The following is an 18,300-nucleotide window of genomic DNA, read 5'->3' as shown; positions in this document are numbered from 1 at the left end:
GAGTGACGATTTTCAAATTTCGTCATTCATAGCTCGAAAGTCGTCATACGTCAATTGTGTCGCAGGTCATTGCAGTGCCTGCATCGCGCCTTCATGCGATCTGCCACTGTTCCCGCCGAATGAACGGGGCTATTGCAGGAGCAATGAAATCGATCCTGCACCGCTTTCGCCGCACCGCCTTCCCGCTCCGTAGCCGGCTGACGCTCGACGGGTCAGCCTTTCCGGTCTATGCGATCGGCGATGTCCACGGATGCTTCGCCCAGCTGCTCGACGCCGAACGCCGAATCCTTGCCGACCTCGGCGGCGGCGACCGAAGGGCAACCGTCGTCTATCTCGGCGATTATGTGGACCGGGGGCCGCATTCATCGCTGGTGCTCGACCATCTCGCCCGCGACGATCACGAGGATGCTCTCCGGCGCATCGCCCTTTGTGGCAACCATGATGATGCCTTTCTCCGCTTCCTGCGCGATCCCGCCGGCAATTTCGCCTGGTTCGACTTCGGTGCCGACGCGACGTTTCGCGCCTATGGCATCGATCCCGATCCTTTCCTGCGATCCACCGACGGAAAGATGGCGCTTGCCGAACGTCTTCAGAAAACGGTGCCGGATCGGCATATCCGGTTCCTCGAGGATCTGGCGGCGCTTGCGACCGTCGGCCGCTTCGTTCTCGTTCACGCGGGGCTGAGGCCTGGCGTGCCGCTGAAACATCAGGAGGATCAGGACCTGCTCTGGATACGCGAGCCGTTTCTCAGCGAGGGACCGTGCCTGCCGCTCACCGTCGTGCACGGGCATACGCCTGTCGAAGTTCCGGTCATCAGCGATGACCGCATTGCAATCGATACGGCCTGTTTCGCCACCGGGCGCCTGACGGTGGTCCGCCTCGACGCCGATCGGGCACGCCTTCTACCGCACCGTTGAAAGAGCTTCGCGCAGCAAAGGGACATTCCCTCTTGCATGTCGTCCCCCCGCGCCGTTATGATCGGGCATTCACCAGGGGGGTCCCGACAAGGGGCTGAGATACTGCTGGCATCCGGGGCTTCGGCCCTTCGCAGCGCAGTGACCCGTTGAACCTGATCCAGTTCATGCTGGCGTAGGGACGGTGCAAGCGCTGACGAGATTCGCAATCCGCACCCGGATTCCGTGTCGGCGTCCTTCCATCATTCCGGCTTTGTGACTGGGTCTCCAACTTTGAACCTTGGAGCCTCACGATGAATATTGCCGCCCAGAATCTCACCCAGGCCGTCACCACCGGCGCCCTGCCCGCCTCGCGAAAGATCCATGTTCCCGGCGAACGGCATCCGGACATCCGCGTGCCGATGCGCGAGATCGCCCTGCACCCGACCGCGGGCGAACCGCCGGTTGTCGTCTACGACACCTCCGGTCCCTACACCGACCCCGCCCATGTCGTGGCGGTCGAAAGCGGCCTGCCGCGGATTCGCGAAAGCTGGGTCGCAGCCCGCGGCGATACGGAAGACTACGAGGGTCGCCATATCCGCCCGGAGGACAACGGTTTTGCCACCGGCGAGCGCCTGACGCCGGAATTCCCGATCCGCAACCGCCCACGCCGGGCGACGAACGGCAAGGCGGTGACCCAGCTTGCCTATGCGCGGGCCGGCATCGTCACGCCGGAAATGGAATTCATCGCCATCCGCGAAAACCTCGGCCGCAAGGCGGTGAAGGAAGCGCTCGTCCGCGACGGCGAGAGTTTTAGCGCACATATCCCGGATTTCGTCACGCCGGACTTCGTCCGCCAGGAGGTCGCTAGCGGCCGCGCGGTCATCCCGGCCAACATCAACCATCCGGAATCCGAGCCGATGATCATCGGCCGCAATTTCCTGGTCAAGATCAACGCCAATATCGGCAATTCCGCCGTCACCTCCTCCATGGCCGAGGAAGTGGAGAAGATGGTCTGGGCGATCCGCTGGGGTGCCGATACGGTCATGGACCTTTCGACCGGCCGGAATATCCACAATATCCGCGAATGGATCATCCGCAACGCGCCGGTCCCGATCGGCACTGTTCCGCTCTACCAGGCTTTGGAAAAGGTGAACGGCATTGCCGAGGACCTCACCTGGGAGGTTTTCCGCGACACGCTGATCGAGCAGGCCGAACAGGGCGTCGACTATTTCACGATCCATGCCGGCGTGCGGCTTGCCTATATCCCGCTCACCGTCAGCCGCGTCACCGGCATCGTTTCGCGCGGCGGCTCGATCATGGCCAAGTGGTGTCTGCATCATCACAAGGAAAGTTTCCTCTACGAGCATTTCGGCGAGATCTGCGACATCGCGCGGGCCTATGACGTCACCTTTTCGCTCGGCGACGGCCTGCGCCCCGGCTCGATCGCCGATGCCAATGACGCCGCGCAATTTGCCGAACTGGAGACGCTCGGCGAACTGACCAAGATCGCCTGGGCGAAGGACTGCCAAGTCATGATCGAGGGCCCCGGCCACGTGCCGATGCACAAGATCAAGGAGAACATGGACAAGCAGCTGGAGGTCTGCGGCGAGGCGCCCTTCTACACACTCGGGCCGCTGACGACCGACATCGCGCCGGGCTACGACCACATCACCTCGGGCATCGGCGCCGCGATGATCGGCTGGTTCGGCACCGCCATGCTCTGCTACGTCACGCCGAAGGAGCATCTGGGGCTTCCCGACCGTGACGACGTCAAGGTCGGCGTCATCACCTACAAGATCGCCGCGCATGCCGCCGACCTCGCCAAGGGCCACCCGGCGGCAAAGCTGCGCGACGACGCGCTCTCCCGCGCGCGCTTCGAGTTCCGCTGGGAGGACCAGTTCAACCTCTCGCTCGACCCGGAGACGGCGCGCTCGTTCCACGACGAGACCTTGCCGAAGGAGGCGCACAAGGTGGCGCATTTCTGCTCCATGTGCGGTCCGAAATTCTGCTCCATGCGGATTTCCCACGACATCCGCGCCGAGGCGCAGAAGGAGGGGCTGGAGGCGATGGCGGCAAAATTCCGCGATGGCGGCGATCTCTACATGCCGCTCGAAACCCCGGCCGGAGAATGACCATGCGCATCCTCGTCAAGGGGGCCGGCGTCGCCGGCCTCACCGTCGCCTGGCAGCTCTATCGCCACGGTTTCGACGTCACGATCAAGGAGCGCGCCGAAAAGGCTGGCGCCGGTGCCTCCGGCTTCGCCGGCGGCATGCTGGCGCCGTGGTGCGAACGGGAAAGTGCTGAAGAGCCGGTTCTGGCGCTCGGACGCCTCGCCGCCGATTGGTGGGAGGCCGCGCTGCCCGGCCATGTGCGCCGGCGGGGAACGCTGGTCGTGGCCGCCGGCCGTGATGCCGGCGAGCTCGACCACTTCGCCGGCCGAACCAGCGGCTGGGAATGGCTGGACGATGCGGGGATTTCAGCTCTGGAGCCGGATCTCGCCGGCCGTTTCCGCAAGGCGCTGTTCTTCCGGCAGGAGGCGCATCTCGATCCGCGAAAAGCGCTTTCCGCCTTGACGGCGGGGCTTGAGGAAGGCCGCATGCGGTTCCTCTTCGCTCAAACCGGCGAAGCGGACGAGGGCCGCTACGACCGGGTGATCGACTGCACCGGCGCCTCGCGGATCGGCCACATGCCGGAGCTTCGCGGCGTTCGGGGCGAGATGCTGGCGCTTGAAACCGACGAGGTAAATCTCTCCCGCCCCGTCCGCCTGCTGCATCCGCGCCACCCGGTCTACATAGTGCCGCGTGAAAAAAATCGTTTCATGATCGGTGCGACGATGATTGAGAGCGAGGATGCCGGCCCGATCACCGCCCGCTCGCTGATGGAATTGCTGAACGCCGCTTATGCGCTGCACCCGGCCTTCGGCGAGGCAAGGCTCATCGAGACCGGCGCCGGCGTGCGCCCCGCCTTTCCCAACAACCTGCCGCGCGTGACGGACGATGGTCGCACGATCCACGTGAACGGCTTCTACCGCCACGGCTTCCTGCTCGCCCCGGCCATGGCCGGAGAGGTCGCGCGGCGGCTCCTCGCACAACAGAAACAACCGGAAAGGCGGGCGTCGTGACCCTTATCATCAACGGCGAGGAACAGGTCGTCGTGGCCGCAACGCTCGCGGACCTGCTCTCCGTCCTCGACTACGAGGGCGACTGGCTGGCGACGGCGGTGAACGGCGAACTGGTGCACCGCGAGGACCGCGACACCTTCACGCTCGGCGAGCGCGACCGCATCGAAATCCTCTCGCCCATGCAGGGAGGCTGACATGCCGAAACTCTACGATGTCGACGTACAATCGCGCCTCCTGCTCGGCACGGCCCGCTACCCCTCCCCCACCATACTCGCCGAGGCGGTGCGGCGCTCGCAGGCGGAGATCGTTACCGTGTCGCTGCGCCGTGAGACAGCTGGCGGCAAGGGCGGTGGCGCCTTCTTCGAGCTGATCCGCGAGCTCGGCGTGCGCGTTCTGCCCAATACCGCCGGCTGCCACAGCGTCAAGGAAGCCGTGCTGACGGCGCAGATGGCGCGCGAGGTCTTTCGCACCGACTGGATCAAGCTGGAGGTGATCGGCCACCATGATACACTGCAACCCGATGTCTTCGGTCTCGTCGAGGCGGCGCGCATCCTGACCGGCGAGGGCTTTCAGGTCTTTCCCTATACAACCGACGATCTCGTCGTTGCGGAAAGGCTGCTGGAGGCCGGTTGCCGCGTGCTGATGCCCTGGTGCGCGCCGATAGGTTCGGCGATGGGGCCGGTGAACCCGACGGCGCTGCGGGCCTTCCGCGCGCACTTTCCCGAAATCCCGCTGATCGTCGATGCCGGCATCGGCCGCCCCTCGCATGCGAGCGTGGTCATGGAACTCGGCTATGATGCGGTGCTGCTCAACACCGCCGTTGCCGGCGCCGGTGACCCGGCCGCCATGGCCGAAGCCTTCGCGCTCGCCATCGAGGCCGGCCGCCTTGCGCATGCTGCGGTACCGCTCGAACCGCGCGACATGGCTGTTCCCTCCACCCCCGTCATCGGAAAGGCCGTCTTCTCATGAAGCTCGATCCCTTCTATCTCATCGTCGACAGCGCGGACTGGATCGAGCGCCTCGTGCCGGTCGGCGTCAGGCTGGTGCAACTGCGCATGAAGAACCAGCCGGACGACCGGCTGCGCGCCGAAATCCGCCGTGCACGAACCGCCTGCGCCGCCCAAGGCTGCCAGCTGGTCGTCAACGACCACTGGCGGATTGCGATCGAAGAGGGCTGCGACTTCGTGCATCTCGGCCAGGAGGATCTGGCTGCGGCCGATGTCGGCGCCATCCGCGCCGCCGGCCTGAAGCTCGGTCTCTCCACCCATGACGAAACCGAACTCGACACGGCGCTTGCCGCAGGACCAGACTATGTGGCGCTCGGTCCGGTCTGGCCGACGATCCTCAAGAAGATGCGATGGGCGCCGCAGGGTGTCGAACGTCTCGGGTTATGGAAACGGCGCGTCGCGCCGCTGCCCCTGGTTGCGATCGGCGGTCTTAACCCGGAACGCCTGCCGGCCGTCTTCGCGAACGGTGCCGACAGCGCTGCCGTCGTCACCGACATCACCCTCAACGCCGATCCGGAAGCGCGAGCGCGCGAATGGATCGCGGCAACGGAATCCTGGCGATGAGGGCAAATGGCCGTGTTCTCGTCGTGGGAGGGTCGGACTCGTCAGGCGGCGCCGGCATCGTGCGCGATATCGCGACACTCGCCGCCATGGGCCTCTCGACGAGCGTCGCCGTCACGGCGGTAACCGTTCAGACCCATGCGGCGGTCATCCATGTCGAAGTCATTCCGGCGGCGCTTGTTGCTGCGCAGATGCGGGCGGCGCTCGAAGCGGATGCAGTTGGCGCCATCAAGATCGGCATGCTCCCCACGGCCGACGTGATCGACGCGGTCTGCGATGTGCTCGACGCTCATCCGGTCCTGCCCGTCATCGTCGATCCCGTTCTCGCCGCCTCGTCGGGTGGCGCTCTTGCCGCCGGACCGGGGCTTGCGGAATCGCGCCGACGGCTCTTCCGGCTGGCGAGCCTTGTTGCGCCGAACCTGCCGGAACTCGCAGCGCTGGCGGGAGGTCCGACTGCAACGAACGCTGCGGACGCCTTGGGACAGGCGCGGCACCTGCTGGACGCCGGCGCCGGCGCGGTGCTCGTCAAGGGCGGGCACGGGGATTCGGGCGAGATGGCCACCGACATTCTCCTGTACCGGGACCGCCCTCCCCGGCGTTTCACCCTGCCGCGGCTGCAAGCATCGATGCGGGGAACGGGTTGCGCGCTGTCGAGCGCCGTCGCCGGCGGACTTGCTGCCGGTCTGGACACGGAGACGGCGATCTCGCAAGCCAAGGCATACGTCCACGCGGCACTTGTTGCACTGCAATAATCAGGCTTGCATTTTCGACAGTGATCGGCGACGCTCAGGCTTCTGGCACAGTGCCTATTGCCTTCGGAATCCAGAAACAGTTTCGCCCTGCAAACAAGTTGTTGCTTCCTTCGGTCGCACGAATGATAGCCCGGCTTCAGGCGGTGGAGGACTGGTTGAAGCCATCCGGTCGATGCGATGGAGGGTATCATGGCCGACACCAATTCCGTACACCCGGTGGACGAGAAGCTGCCGCTCGGCAGGCTCGGCACGCTGGGGCTTCAACATGTTCTCGTGATGTATGGCGGAGCGGTCGCGGTACCGCTGATCGTCGGGCGGGCATTGCAGCTCAGCCCCGAGGATGTGGCTTATCTTATCTCGGCCGATCTCTTCGTCTGCGGCATCGTCACCATCATCCAGTCCTTCGGATTGACGCGCCACTGCGGCATCAAACTGCCGGTGATGATGGGCGTGACCTTCGCCTCCGTTGGCCCCATGGTCTCGATGGCGACCATGACGCCGGGCGTCGAGGGTGCACGGCTGATCTTTGGCGCCATCATCGGCGCCGGTCTGATCGCCTTCCTCATTGCCCCGCTGATGGGTCGCCTGCTGCGGCTCTTTCCGCCGGTTGTGACCGGCACGATCATCCTCGTCATCGGCGTGACGCTGATGCGGGTGGGCATCAACTGGGTCTTCGGCAATCCGTTCGGCCCGACGGCACCGAAGCTGGTGGATCCTGCCCATTCCGAATGGCTCGCTTCGGTCAAGGCGCTGGCGGAGTCCGGAGCGGCGGGCGTGCCCGCTCTGCCGCAGGGCCTCACGCTGACGGCGACCACGCCGAACCCGATCTATGCCCAGCCGAGCCATGTGGCGCTGTCGGCGGTCGTGCTTATCAGCATCCTGCTCGTTGCCCGCTTCGGCCGCGGCCTCATCGCCAATATCGCGGTGCTCATCGGCATCGTGATCGGATGCGTGCTGGCCACCCTGCTCGGCATGATGCATTTCGATCGCGTCGCGACGGCGGGATGGATCGAGGTGATAACCCCGCTGCGCTTCGGCATGCCGATCTTCGATCCGGTCCTCATCCTCACCATGACGCTGGTCATGATCGTCGTGATGATCGAATCGACCGGCATGTTCCTGGCACTCCGCGAAATGACGCAGCGTCAGGTCTCCCGGCAGCAACTGACGGCGGGGCTGAGGGTGGACGGACTCGGCACCGTCATCGGCGGCCTTTTCAACACCTTCCCCTATACGAGCTTCTCGCAGAATGTCGGGCTGGTCGGCGTAACGGGGGTGAAGAGCCGCTATGTCTGTGTGATGGGCGGCGCGATCATGATCGTGCTTGGTCTCGTGCCGAAGATGGGCGCGCTTGTGGAGGCCGTGCCGACGTTCGTTCTCGGCGGCGCCGGCCTCGTGATGTTCGGCATGGTCGCCGCGACGGGCATCCGCATTCTCTCGACGGTGGACTTCCGAACCTCGCGCAACAACCTCTTCGTCGTCGCCGTTTCGGTCGGTTTCGGACTCATTCCGCTGATCGCCCCGAACTTCCTGATCTGGATGCCGCATGCGATCCATCCGCTGATCGAATCCGGCATCGTGCTGGCCTCCCTGACGGCTGTGCTGCTGAACGCTTTCTTCAACGGCGTCGACGGGAAGGAGGCGGCTTCGGTCGCGGCCGCCAAGCTGGCCGACAGCCACTGAGGCCACGGACCGCGACATAACGAAGACGAGCGCCGCCGCCGCACCCGTCTTCGGTGTGGCGATCATCGATTGATCATTCTTTCGTGTTACGCGTGTTTCTGACGCGAAAAGCGTTGAAATCGCTATTGTGTAGTTCCATGTGAAGGCACTGAGGCTTTGTCGACGGGAGGACTGGCGTGGCACGAGGCGTGACAAGACGAACACTGGCGGCCGGTTCTTCATTCTGCGCAGCCGCCCTTGTGTCACTTCTCGCCAGCGCACCCGCCCATGGAGCCGCCTGCGGAGCCCTCCCCGCCAACTATGTCGACTGGACCGACTGCAGCAAGAAGAACATCATGCTGCAGGGCAGCCCGCTTCAGGGAGCGAAGCTCGACGGTGCCGATTTCAGCCTGACCGATCTCTCCGGCGCGGACATCAGTGGAGCGAGCCTCGAGAAGACGACGCTCGTGCGCGCCTGGCTGAAGGGCGCCAAGGCAGAAAAGACGAACTTCCAGAAGGTCGAAGGATATAGGACGGGATTTTCGAACATGCAGGCCGAAGGAGCCTCCTTTGTCGGGGCAGAACTGCAGCGAGCCGACTTCTCCGGCGCCAACCTTACCAACGCCGATTTCGAGAAGGCCGAACTCGGGCGCGCCGAGTTCAAAGGCGCAACGATAACCGGCACCCGCTTCACGCTCGCGAATCTGTCCCGGGCCGATTTCTCCGATACGATCTTCGAGGGATCTCTCGTCTTCGACCGTGCCTTCATGTATCTGACACGCATCGAGGGCATCGACCTCACGCAGGCGAAAGGTCTCACACAGGAGCAGATCAACCTGTCCTGCGGCAACGCCGATACCAAACTCCCCGAAGGCCTGGCGGCGCCATCGAGTTGGCCCTGTCCATTCGATTGAAGCCGGTGCGTCGGGAGGCGGCCGCGGCGAGGACGACGTACCGTCAGCCGATGCGCGCCAGATCGCCGAGATAGGTATTCTCTTCCCGGGAGCGGGCGAAATCGTCGGGACGGATCTCCACGACAAGCAGGGTGTTTCCTTCGGCCGGCGCCTCGGCGAGCAGGCTGCCGTCGGGCGCGGCGACGCGCGTCAGTCCGGCATAGGTGAATTTCGCATCGGCGCCGCAGTGGTTGACATAGGCGACGAAGACCTGGTTCTCGAAGGCCCTGACCTGGATCATCTTGCCCGCGATAAAGTCGCCTGCCCAGCCCTTCGGCAGGGCCGTCGGTACCACGACGAGGTCGGCTCCATCCTGCGCCAGGCGCCGGACATTTTCCGGGAACTCCACATCGTAGCAGATCAGCATGCCGAGCCGGATGCCGCACAGCGTGACCATGATCGAGGTCGGACGCTCGGGCGTGAACCATTGCCGCTCGTAGTCGCCGTAGAGATGCGACTTGCGGTAGACGGCATGGGTGCCGATACCGTCCGTGAAGAGCGCGCTGTTGTAGGTGACAGGACCTTCCCGTTCCGCGAAACCTGCAATGACCGCAAGCCCGTTGTCGCGCGCGATTGCCGAAAGCCTCTGCAACGCCCAGCCGGTCGCAGGCGATGAAAGAGCGGCAAAGGCAGCACCGGCCCCGTAGCCCGTCACCGCGAGTTCCGGCGCGATGAGCAGCTTCGCGCCCGCTTCCGCAGCTTCCTTCGCGGCTTCCGAAATGCGGGCGATATTGGCCTCCACATCGCCTGCGACAGGCTGCATCTGTAGGGCGGCGATCTTCATCCTTCTGCCCTAGTCCCTGCCCGACATCGCGCCCAGCAGCTTCGGGAGGTCGCCAAAGCGGGCGACAAGACCGAAAATGACAGCCGCGATTGCGACGAAGAGGATCGTCACCGAGGCCATGGTCGGCGTGTAGCCGTAGCGCAGCGCGTTGAAAATCTTGATCGGCAGGGTCTCCATGGTGAAGCCGACGGTCATGTAGGCGACGATATATTCATTGAGCGACAAAACGAAGGCAAAGGCGTAGCCCGACACGAGATAGGGCAGGATCAGCGGCAGGACGACCGTGCGGAAGATCGTGCGGTCATCGGCGCCCATCGTGGCCGCCGCCTCGACCAGCGAACGGTCGATGGAGGAAAAGCCGAGCGACAGCGTCACCAGCGGCAAGGTCACGAAGAAGATCGCGTGGCTGATGACGGCGGTGAACGGCTGGCCGTAGAAGCCGGTCGTCGCCCAGAAGGTCAGGAGGCCGAGCGCCGTGATGACCGGCGGCAGGGTGAAGGGTGCAACGCCCAGAAGCTGGAAGATGTTCGCCCAGGGCGCGTGGCGTCGCCAGAGGAACCAGGCGAGCGGCAGCGCGATCAGCAGCGCCACGGCCGCCGAGAGCGCCGCAAGCGTCACGGAGGCAAACAGCGCGTTCCGCCATTCCGGATTGGCGAAGATCTCGCCGTACCAGCCGAGGGAGAAGCCTTCCGGCGGAAAGGCGAGATTCTGCTTCTCGTTGACCGAGACGCCCGCCACGACGATGAGCGGCAATGCCAGGAACAGACCGAAAAGCGCGAAATAGACCCGTTGTAGAAGCGCGGTCATACGGGTTCTCCCTTGCGACCGGCATAGACCGTCAGCGCCACGAGGCCGAGCGTGACGAGCACGAGGAAGACGGCCATCGCGGCGGCGAACGGCATGTTGGACTGGTAGATCGCCTGGTCGGTGATGAGCACGGAGAGCGTCCAGTGCTGCGGCCGGCCAAGAATCTGCGGCAGCAGGTAGGAGCCGAGGGCGAAGATGAAGACCATGATGAGCGTCGCGACGATCGTGTTGCGGAGCGCCGGCACGACAACCGTGAAGAAAGCCTTGAGCGGCGAGGCGCCGAGCGTACGCGCAGCTTCGGTCAGCGTCGGATCGAGCCGCACCAGGGCGGGATAGAGTACGAGTACCGTATAGGGCAGTGCCTGATAGACCATGGCGGTCAACACTGCGCCGAAGCTCGGATTGAGCGCCACCGGCTGCTCCATCAGGCCGATCGCCACGAAAAGGTTGGTGATGCCTGCCGTGCGCGAGAATAGCGTCGACCAGGCAAAGCCGATGATGACTTCGGAAAGCGAGAGGACCGAGAGCAGCACCACGAGCCAGAGTACCTGACTGCTGCGTCTGGCGCGCGAAAGCAGGTAGGTGAAGGGTACAGCAAGGACGATACAGCAGATCGCGACCGCGACGGCGAGGAACAGCGAGAAACCCAGGACCTTGCCGAAGAAAAGGCTGAGGAAGCGGGCGTAGTTGTCGAGGACGAAGTCCGGCGCATAGAAGCCTGCCGGATCGCGCCGGAAGACGGAGACGGCGATCATCGTCGCGAAGGGGACGACGAAGAAAACGACCAGCATGCCTGCCGGAAAGACGAGCGGGCCGTAATCGGCAAGCTTCTGCGGGGCTTCGCGTCTCATGACTTCAACACCACGCAATCGGCCGGGTTGAGGCTGATGCCGACGCCCTGCCCGACGGATACATCCGGCCGGGCGTTTGGCATGGAGACGGCGACCACCTGTTTTCCGCCGGCCTCCACGAAGGTCTCGATCGTGCCGCCGAGGTCGCGCACGAAGGTCACCGTGCCGCCGATCGCGCCATTGCCGGGTGCGGTCAGGTGCACGTCTTCCGGCCGCACCGAGAGGATGCCTCTGGCCGTGCCGTTCGGCGCGACGAGGCCTTCCACCGGCGTGCCGAGAACCGTGATCCGTCCTGTTCCATCCGTCTCGAAGTCGAGGAGGTTGGTCATGCCGATGAAGTCTGCGACGAAGGTATCGGCCGGGCGACGGTAGATCTCGACCGGCGGTGCAGCCTGGCGAATCTCGCCGCCGCTCATCACTACGACCGTGTCGGCCATGGTCATCGCCTCGCGCTGGTCGTGGGTGACGACGATGGTGGTAATGCCGAGGCTCTGCTGCAATTGCCGCAGTTCCACCTGCATCGCCTCGCGCAGCTTGGCGTCGAGGGCGGAAAGCGGCTCGTCGAGCAGGAAGAGCTTCGGCGATATGGCGAGCGCCCGGGCGATGGCGACGCGCTGGCGCTGGCCGCCGGAGAGCTTTGCCACCGGCCGTTCCGCGTAGCCCGGCAGATGGATCATCGCGAGAAGCTCGTCGACGCGCTTCTTCTGATCCTCCTTGCCCACCCCACGGATGCGCAGCGAATAGGCGATGTTTTCGCCGACCGTCAGATGCGGAAACAGCGCCAGCGACTGGAAGACCATGCCGAGATCGCGCTTGTGCGTCGGCACGTGCGTGATGTCCGCACCGTCCAGCCGGATCGCGCCGGAGGTCGGCAGGTCCAGGCCGGCGACCATTCGCATCAGCGTGGTCTTGCCGCAGCCCGAAGGGCCGAGGAGGCAGACGAAGGTGCCGTGCGGCACCACGAGATCGACGTTCTTCACCGCCGTAAACGGTCCGAACTGCTTGGTGATGCTCTGGAGGATCAATCCGGACATGGGCTCCACTCGGCGCTGGTAGCTGTTCAAGCGGGCCGGCCGCCCTCTCCCATGGAGGGACTTAGCGACCGGCCTGAACGGGTTCTCTCTCGTCAGGCTGTCAGCCCGCGATCATCTCCGTCCATTTCTGGTTCAGCCAGTCGGACTTCGTCTGATAGAGATCATAGCGCGGAATGATCGGATCGATGTCGGACGAGACGGCTGCGAATTCCTCGACCGTCAGGTCCGTCAGTTCCCGCTTGACGGTCGGCGCGGTGCCGACCTTGCGCGACAGCGTGGCCTGGATCGCCGGCTGGCTCATGTAGTCGATGAAGACATGCGCCTCCTCGACCTTCTCCGAAGCGCGCGACAGCGACCAGCAGCCGGAATCCATGATGCCGCCCTCCTTCGGGAAGGTGGAACGGACCGGATGGCCATCGGCAGCGGCGAGGCCCGTCACGTCGTGATAGTACTGACCCATCGGGATCTCGCCCGACTTCAGTGCCTGTTCGAACTGGGCTTCGTCGCGATACCAGAGCCGGACGTTCGGCTTCACTTCCGCGAGTTTCTCGAAGGCCTTGATCTGGCCCTCCTCCGTGTCCAGCGCATTGGTGCCGCCGAGGAAGGTCTTGGCCGTCACTTCGAGCAGGAAGGAGTTGGAGACGAGCGCAAGGAGGCCGAGCTTGTCGGCATTCGCCGGATCCCACAGTGCTTCCCAGGAGGTCGGTGCTTCCTTGAACGCGTCGGTGTTGGTGACCAGCGTGATGTACCAGGCAACGGCGCCGATGCCGGCGATGCGGCCGTCCGGATACTTGTTGACGAAGTGATCGATGAGGTTCGAGGCGTTCGGGATCTTCGCTGTGTCGAGCGGCGCCCATAGCTCGGTCGACTGGCCCTTGAGCATGGAGACCTGCGACATCATCGAGACATCGGCCGGTGCCTGGCCGGCCTTGGCGGCCTGTTCGAGCTGGACGAGCCAGGCTTCGCCTGTCGGCTCGGCAACGGATTCGATGGCAATGCCGGTCGCCTTGGTGAACTCCGGGAAGATGTTCTTGTCGAAGGAATCCTTGAAGTAGCCGCCGTAGACGCCGACCTTCAACGACTTGTCCTGCGCGCGCAGGATTGCCGGCATGGCAAGCAGCGAAGCACCGGCGACCCCGGCACCGAGCACCGCGCGCCGGCTGAGCGAGGCATTCAGAATATCACGCATGATCTTTCTCCTGTTGTGCCGGCCGGTCTTCGCCCGCCGGTTCGTTCCCATTTTTATGTCATTCTACGTCAGGCGGTCGCAGCCACAGAAGGGCTGAAGACCATCAAACTCAGAATCTCGAAGAGCACCTGCGCGCCCGCATGGGCCGTGTTCGTCGTCGCGTCATATTGCGGCGCCACCTCGACGACGTCGCCGCCGACGAGATTGACGCCCTTGAGGCCGCGGATCAGTTCCAGCACCTCGCGCGTCGTCAGTCCGCCGACCTCCGGCGTCCCCGTCCCGGGTGCGAAGCTCGGGTCGAGGCTGTCGATATCGAAGGAAAGATAGGTCGGGCCGTCCCCGACAATCGCCTTCGCCTTCTCGATGATCGCGGGCATGCCCATCCCCGTCACCTCTTCCGCATGGATCACCGTCATGCCGGACTCGTAGGAGAACTCCCAGAGATATTCCGCCGAGCCACGGATGCCGATCTGGATCGTCCGGGTCGGGTCGAGCACGCCGTCGAGGACCGCGTTGCGGAAGGGACCGCCGTGGTGGAACTTGGTCTGGTCGTAGGCGCCGCCCGTGTCGCAATGGGCGTCGATATGAATCATGCCGACAGGACGCTTCTTGCCCACCGCCTTCATGATCGGGTGGGTGATCGAATGATCGCCGCCGACCGCAAGCGGGATGACGCCGGCATCGACGATCTGGCTGAAGCGCCTCTCGATATCGTCGTGACTCAGTTCCAGCCGGTAGCGGCTCTGGAACGGCACGTCGCCGATGTCGGCGACCCTGAGGTCATGGACGGGCGCGCAGCCGAGCACGTGATTGTAGGGCCCGATCCGCTCGATCGAACGCAGCGCCCGCGGCCCGAAGCGCGAGCCGGGGCGGTTGGTGACGCCGAGATCCATCGGCACGCCGGTGATCGCGACCTGCAAGTTGCCGAAATCCGGCTCTGCCGCGTCGACCTGCATGTAAGGCGCCGTCAGAAACGTCGGGACGCCGGCATAAGGCGCAAGGCGCGTCCCGCTTTTCGAGAAGATCTTGTCGGCGACCTTGCGGAAAGCCGGATCAAAGAGATCACCGCCGTGGCCGGAGCCGTACTTTGCCCTCAGTTCCTCGAGCTTCGTTCCGTCGATCGCCATTCGCTGCATCTCTCCGCGCATGCGGGCAGCCAGGGGCTATGGCGCTGGGCGCACAAATTTTGGTTCCCCCGGGCTTTTGCCCTTGTTTTCATCATTTCAATACAAATCGGATGGAAAATCAATTGACATTGTTAAAGCATTTGCTGTGAGAAAAATTCACATATAGATTGCCGTCATGCCGTCTCGACTTCCTCCCCTCAACCCGCTCCGCGCCTTCGAGGCGACGGCTCGTCGTGGCTCGGTCTCGGCGGCGGCGCGGGAGCTGAACGTGACGCATGGCGCGATCAGCCACCAGATCAAGGCACTCGAGGAATCGCTCGGCACCACGCTCTTCGAGCGCGGCGGCAAGCGGCTGAAGCTGACCTCGCAAGGCGCGCTGCTCCTGCCGGCCGTCACCCAGGCTTTCGGCGAGATCGCCTCGGCGACCGAGATGATGAAACGGCCGGCGACAAGCGGCGAACTCACCATCACCTGCGTGCCGGCGCTGCTGTCCTTCTGGATCATCCCGAGGCTCCACCGCTTCACCGAGCAGTATCCCGGCATCCGGCTGACGCTGATCGCCTCGAACGATCCCGAACATCTGCACTCGCCAGACGTCGACATCTGCATCCTCTACGGCGACGGCAACTGGCCGGACCGCTGGACGCGGCTGTGGTCGCATCTCAGGCTCTTTCCGGTTGCAAGCCCCACGCTCGTCAACAGCCGCCCGCTGCGGTCGGTCCGTGACCTCTCCGACCATACGTTGCTGCACGGCGACGACGGGCGGGAATGGAACACCTGGCTTGCCGCGGCCGACGCGAACGAGCTCGGCCGCGGGCAGCAGCACTTCCTGAGCGACGCCCGTCTGTCGACGGAGGCAGCGCTCCATGGCCAGGGTATTGCGCTCGGCGACACGATCACGGCAAGCAGCCTGATCGCCAGGGGTGAGCTGATCGTACCCTTCGATCTCTCGGTGCCGGCGAACGACGCCTTCTATGTGGCGTGCCGCCCGGCATTGCGAACGGCACCGATCGTCAAGGTCTTCATCGACTGGCTGTTCGCGTCGCTGGAGGCTGACAGCCTGCCGGAACCGCAGGTCTCCGCCCGTACGGTGCTGCGTGCCCGTACGCGAGGTTCCGACAGCTATCTCCCCGTCTCCGCACCGGCCGGCCGCCGGACGAAGACCATCCAGAAACCTCGATCCCGCGCTTGAGGCGCCTTATCCGGACCCGATCCATGCCGACATTCAATCCGCTCGTCGAAACCCTCGCCGCCCCGCCGATTCCGTCCGTCTTCGCCTGGGGACGGTCCTATGACGGCAGGAGCGGTCCGATGATCGATCTCTCTCAGGCCGTTCCGGGATACCCCGCCCACCCGGACATGCTCGCCCTCCTTGCGGAATGCGCGGGATCGACGACCTATACCGGCTACGGCCCGATCGAAGGCGAGACGGTGCTGCGCGAAGCCTATGCAGCGCATGTCTCCGAGATCTGCGGTGCTGCGATCGGTGCCGGCAACATCCATGTCACAGCAGGCTGCAACCAGGCCTTCATCTGTGCGGCCATGGCCATTGCGGGGGCCGGCGACTCCGTGCTGATGACGAACCCCTACTACTTTAACCAGGAGACGACGCTTGCGATGCTCGGGGTGAAGACCCGCTTCGCAGCCTGCGATCCCGACAACGGCTTCCTGCCGGACGTCGCGTCGATCGCCGACGCGATCACGCCGGATGTGCGGGCGCTGGCACTCGTCTCGCCGAACAATCCGACCGGCGCCATCTATCCTGCAGACCTCCTCGGAACGATCTTCGACCTCTGCCGGGATCGTGGCATCTGGCTGATCCTCGACGAGACCTACCGCGACTTCCTGCCTGAGGGTATGTCCTGCGCGCACGATCTCTTCGGTCGGGCCGGCTGGGAGGAAACGCTGATCGGCCTTTACAGCTTCTCGAAATCCTTCTGCATTCCCGGCCATCGCCTCGGCGCCATTACGGCCGGCAGCGCGGTCGTCGAGCAGGTTGCCAAGATCATGGACAACCTGCAGATATGCCCGCCGCGGTCCGCCCAGGCGGCCGTCGCCAGGGCCCTGCCGCTGCTCGCCGACTGGCGGGCGGAGAACAGGCGGGAGATCGCGCGGCGCGCGCTGGCGATGAAGGCGGCCATGGCGGAACTCTCACTCTGGCAGATCGGCGCGATCGGCGCCTATTTCGCCTTCGTCCGACATCCGTTCGAGACAGCTTCCTCGTCGCAGGTCGCCGAACAGCTCGCCAAGCGAGCCGGCGTCCTCTGTCTGCCCGGCGTCTATTTCGGCGCCGGCCAGGAGCGCTACCTGCGCTTTGCCTTTGCCAATGCGGACGCCGCGACGATCGGTCTGCTGCCGGCGCGATTGTCCGGCTTCGACCTCGCCTGAGGGCGAGTGCCAATTTTTTTCCTGCAGATGTCGGAGCGCGGAGGGGCGTCGCGTCTTAATACCGGGAAGGCCACGACCTTCGCGCAGAGCAGATGATCAGAGGAGACGTGACGATGCGTGTGATTGTGATGGTGAAGGCGACCACCGACAGCGAGGCCGGCGCCATGCCGACGACTGAACTGCTGGAAGCTATGGGCAAGTACAACGAGGAACTGGTAAACGCCGGCATTATGCAGGCCGGCGAAGGCTTGAAACCTTCGTCGCTCGGCAAGCGCGTGGCGTTCGATGGCGTCAATCGCCTCGTGATCGACGGTCCCTTTGCCGAGACGAAGGAACTGGTTGCCGGTTTCTGGATCTGGCAGGTCAAGGACATGGACGAGGCGATCGAATGGGTCAAGCGCTGCCCCAACCCGATGCCCGGCCCGAGCGAGATCGAGATCCGCCCGATCTTCGAGATGGAGGATTTCGGCGAGGTGCTGACCCCGGAAGTCGCGGAACTCCACGACCGCGTGCGGGAAAAGACCGCGGGCAACTGACGGATTTCGCCGGGGCATGCATCGCCATGCCGATCCTTCAGGCGGCGCGGCGAATGTCGCTTCTGGCGCCAATTCACCCGCGCCGCTGCCGCCGGCCTACGCGGCCGGCGCCACCTTGCGGCTCCGTGCCGCCCCATCGTCCGATGCGGCATGCGGCGTGTGCCGGTGTCCCCTCTCGCACGCGCCGCACTCGGCGAGCGCCTCGATGACCTTGCATTCGGCAATGCTGCCGTGCCGGCAGTCCGAGAGCGTTCGCTCCAGTTCCGCCTCCAGAAGCTTCAGCCGTTTGATGCGTGCCTTGACGTCGAGCAGATGCCGTTCAGCGATCGCATCCGCGTCGGCGCAGGGCGCTTCGGGGTGTGCCGAGAGTTCGACCAGCTGCCGTATCGCCTCGATCGAGAGACCAAGGTCGCGTGCATGCAGGATGAAGACGAGGCGATGATAGTGCCGCTCGTCGTAGCGGCGCTGGTTTCCCCCGTTGCGCTCCGGTTCCGGCATGAGGCGGATCGATTCGTAGTAGCGGATCGTTTCCACCTTGCAGCCGCTCATGGTCGCGAGCTTGCCGATCGCGAACATTTTCCGCATCGATTTTACCTCTTGAACCTCTAGTTGCTGGAGCAATTAAGGTGGGG

General features: G+C 64.5%; 19 protein-coding genes and 1 riboswitch. Of the genes, 12 read left to right on the top strand and 7 right to left on the bottom strand.

All coding sequences use genetic code 11. The features are described 5' to 3' along the window. The first annotated feature begins 143 nt into the window (after positions 1-143). The 9 genes from LXM94_RS09565 to LXM94_RS09525 all read left to right on the top strand — a co-directional run bounded on the left by LXM94_RS09565 (position 144) and on the right by LXM94_RS09525 (position 8,913). The gene (locus tag LXM94_RS09565; protein WP_235770980.1) at positions 144-917 is read left to right on the top strand and encodes a metallophosphoesterase; all 774 of its coding nucleotides are present in this window, start codon (positions 144-146) and stop codon (positions 915-917) included. Between the two features lie 64 nt (positions 918-981). Beyond that, positions 982-1,114, top strand: a riboswitch (TPP riboswitch). 93 nt (positions 1,115-1,207) lie between these two features. Next, positions 1,208-3,028 carry a phosphomethylpyrimidine synthase ThiC gene (thiC, locus tag LXM94_RS09560; protein ID WP_235770979.1) on the top strand — a complete coding sequence of 607 codons (1,821 nt, stop codon included), beginning with the start codon at positions 1,208-1,210 and terminating at the stop codon, positions 3,026-3,028. Between the two features lie 2 nt (positions 3,029-3,030). Further along, positions 3,031-4,017, top strand: coding sequence for a glycine oxidase ThiO (thiO, locus tag LXM94_RS09555; RefSeq protein WP_235770978.1), 987 nt, complete (start codon positions 3,031-3,033; stop codon positions 4,015-4,017). Further along, on the top strand, positions 4,014-4,211 hold the full coding sequence (gene thiS / locus LXM94_RS09550; RefSeq protein WP_235770977.1) for a sulfur carrier protein ThiS: 198 nt from the start codon (positions 4,014-4,016) through the stop codon (positions 4,209-4,211). Before thiO ends, thiS begins: the two co-directional genes overlap by 4 nt. Position 4,212: 1 nt before the next feature. After that, complete coding sequence (locus tag LXM94_RS09545) at positions 4,213-4,986, top strand: thiazole synthase (RefSeq protein WP_235770976.1); 774 nt, start codon at positions 4,213-4,215, stop codon at positions 4,984-4,986. Beyond that, positions 4,983-5,588 carry a thiamine phosphate synthase gene (locus LXM94_RS09540; RefSeq protein ID WP_235770975.1) on the top strand — a complete coding sequence of 202 codons (606 nt, stop codon included), beginning with the start codon at positions 4,983-4,985 and terminating at the stop codon, positions 5,586-5,588. Before LXM94_RS09545 ends, LXM94_RS09540 begins: the two co-directional genes overlap by 4 nt. Next, positions 5,585-6,337 (top strand): bifunctional hydroxymethylpyrimidine kinase/phosphomethylpyrimidine kinase, encoded by a 753-nt coding sequence (thiD, locus tag LXM94_RS09535; RefSeq protein WP_329605598.1) that lies wholly within the window; start codon positions 5,585-5,587, stop codon positions 6,335-6,337. Before LXM94_RS09540 ends, thiD begins: the two co-directional genes overlap by 4 nt. 189 nt (positions 6,338-6,526) lie before the next feature. Beyond that, complete coding sequence (locus LXM94_RS09530; RefSeq protein WP_235770974.1) at positions 6,527-8,020, top strand: nucleobase:cation symporter-2 family protein; 1,494 nt, start codon at positions 6,527-6,529, stop codon at positions 8,018-8,020. 239 nt (positions 8,021-8,259) lie between these two features. After that, positions 8,260-8,913, top strand: coding sequence for a pentapeptide repeat-containing protein (locus tag LXM94_RS09525; RefSeq protein ID WP_235770973.1), 654 nt, complete (start codon positions 8,260-8,262; stop codon positions 8,911-8,913). A gap of 43 nt (positions 8,914-8,956) precedes the next feature. Here LXM94_RS09525 and LXM94_RS09520 read toward each other — a convergent pair whose 3' ends face one another. The 6 genes from LXM94_RS09520 to speB all read right to left on the bottom strand — a co-directional run bounded on the left by LXM94_RS09520 (position 8,957) and on the right by speB (position 14,744). Then, positions 8,957-9,736, bottom strand: a complete 780-nt coding sequence (locus tag LXM94_RS09520; RefSeq protein ID WP_235770972.1) for a carbon-nitrogen hydrolase family protein — start codon at positions 9,734-9,736, stop codon at positions 8,957-8,959. Between the two features lie 9 nt (positions 9,737-9,745). Then, a complete protein-coding gene (locus LXM94_RS09515) occupies positions 9,746-10,543 on the bottom strand; it encodes an ABC transporter permease (protein WP_235770970.1) in 798 nt (265 codons plus the stop codon). Beyond that, complete coding sequence (locus LXM94_RS09510) at positions 10,540-11,394, bottom strand: ABC transporter permease (RefSeq protein WP_235770969.1); 855 nt, start codon at positions 11,392-11,394, stop codon at positions 10,540-10,542. Before LXM94_RS09510 ends, LXM94_RS09515 begins: the two co-directional genes overlap by 4 nt. Further along, the gene (locus LXM94_RS09505; protein ID WP_235770968.1) at positions 11,391-12,428 is read right to left on the bottom strand and encodes an ABC transporter ATP-binding protein; all 1,038 of its coding nucleotides are present in this window, start codon (positions 12,426-12,428) and stop codon (positions 11,391-11,393) included. Before LXM94_RS09505 ends, LXM94_RS09510 begins: the two co-directional genes overlap by 4 nt. A gap of 100 nt (positions 12,429-12,528) precedes the next feature. Then, the gene (locus LXM94_RS09500) at positions 12,529-13,617 is read right to left on the bottom strand and encodes an ABC transporter substrate-binding protein (RefSeq protein ID WP_268965071.1); all 1,089 of its coding nucleotides are present in this window, start codon (positions 13,615-13,617) and stop codon (positions 12,529-12,531) included. Positions 13,618-13,685: 68 nt separating this feature from the next. Beyond that, positions 13,686-14,744 (bottom strand): agmatinase, encoded by a 1,059-nt coding sequence (gene speB, locus LXM94_RS09495; protein ID WP_235770967.1) that lies wholly within the window; start codon positions 14,742-14,744, stop codon positions 13,686-13,688. A 175-nt stretch (positions 14,745-14,919) separates the two neighbouring features. On the opposite strand from speB, the gene gcvA reads away from it, so the two are divergent. The 3 genes from gcvA to LXM94_RS09480 all read left to right on the top strand — a co-directional run bounded on the left by gcvA (position 14,920) and on the right by LXM94_RS09480 (position 17,668). After that, positions 14,920-15,936, top strand: a complete 1,017-nt coding sequence (gene gcvA / locus LXM94_RS09490; RefSeq protein WP_235770966.1) for a transcriptional regulator GcvA — start codon at positions 14,920-14,922, stop codon at positions 15,934-15,936. A 23-nt stretch (positions 15,937-15,959) separates the two neighbouring features. Next, entirely contained in the window at positions 15,960-17,132 is a 1,173-nt protein-coding gene (locus tag LXM94_RS09485; RefSeq protein WP_235770965.1) for an aminotransferase, read from the top strand. Positions 17,133-17,245: 113 nt separating this feature from the next. Further along, positions 17,246-17,668 (top strand): YciI family protein, encoded by a 423-nt coding sequence (locus LXM94_RS09480; RefSeq protein WP_235770964.1) that lies wholly within the window; start codon positions 17,246-17,248, stop codon positions 17,666-17,668. 96 nt (positions 17,669-17,764) lie between these two features. Here the strand turns inward: LXM94_RS09480 and LXM94_RS09475 are convergent, their stop codons facing one another. Beyond that, positions 17,765-18,253 (bottom strand): MerR family transcriptional regulator, encoded by a 489-nt coding sequence (locus LXM94_RS09475; protein ID WP_329605597.1) that lies wholly within the window; start codon positions 18,251-18,253, stop codon positions 17,765-17,767. Positions 18,254-18,300: the final 47 nt, after the last annotated feature.

This window comes from Rhizobium alarense (assembly GCF_021555155.1).
GTDB classification, from domain to species: Bacteria; Pseudomonadota; Alphaproteobacteria; order Rhizobiales; family Rhizobiaceae; genus Rhizobium_D; species Rhizobium_D alarense.
The sequence above is the reverse complement of the archived record's forward strand: the minus strand, read 5'-3'. Positions and strand labels throughout refer to the sequence as shown.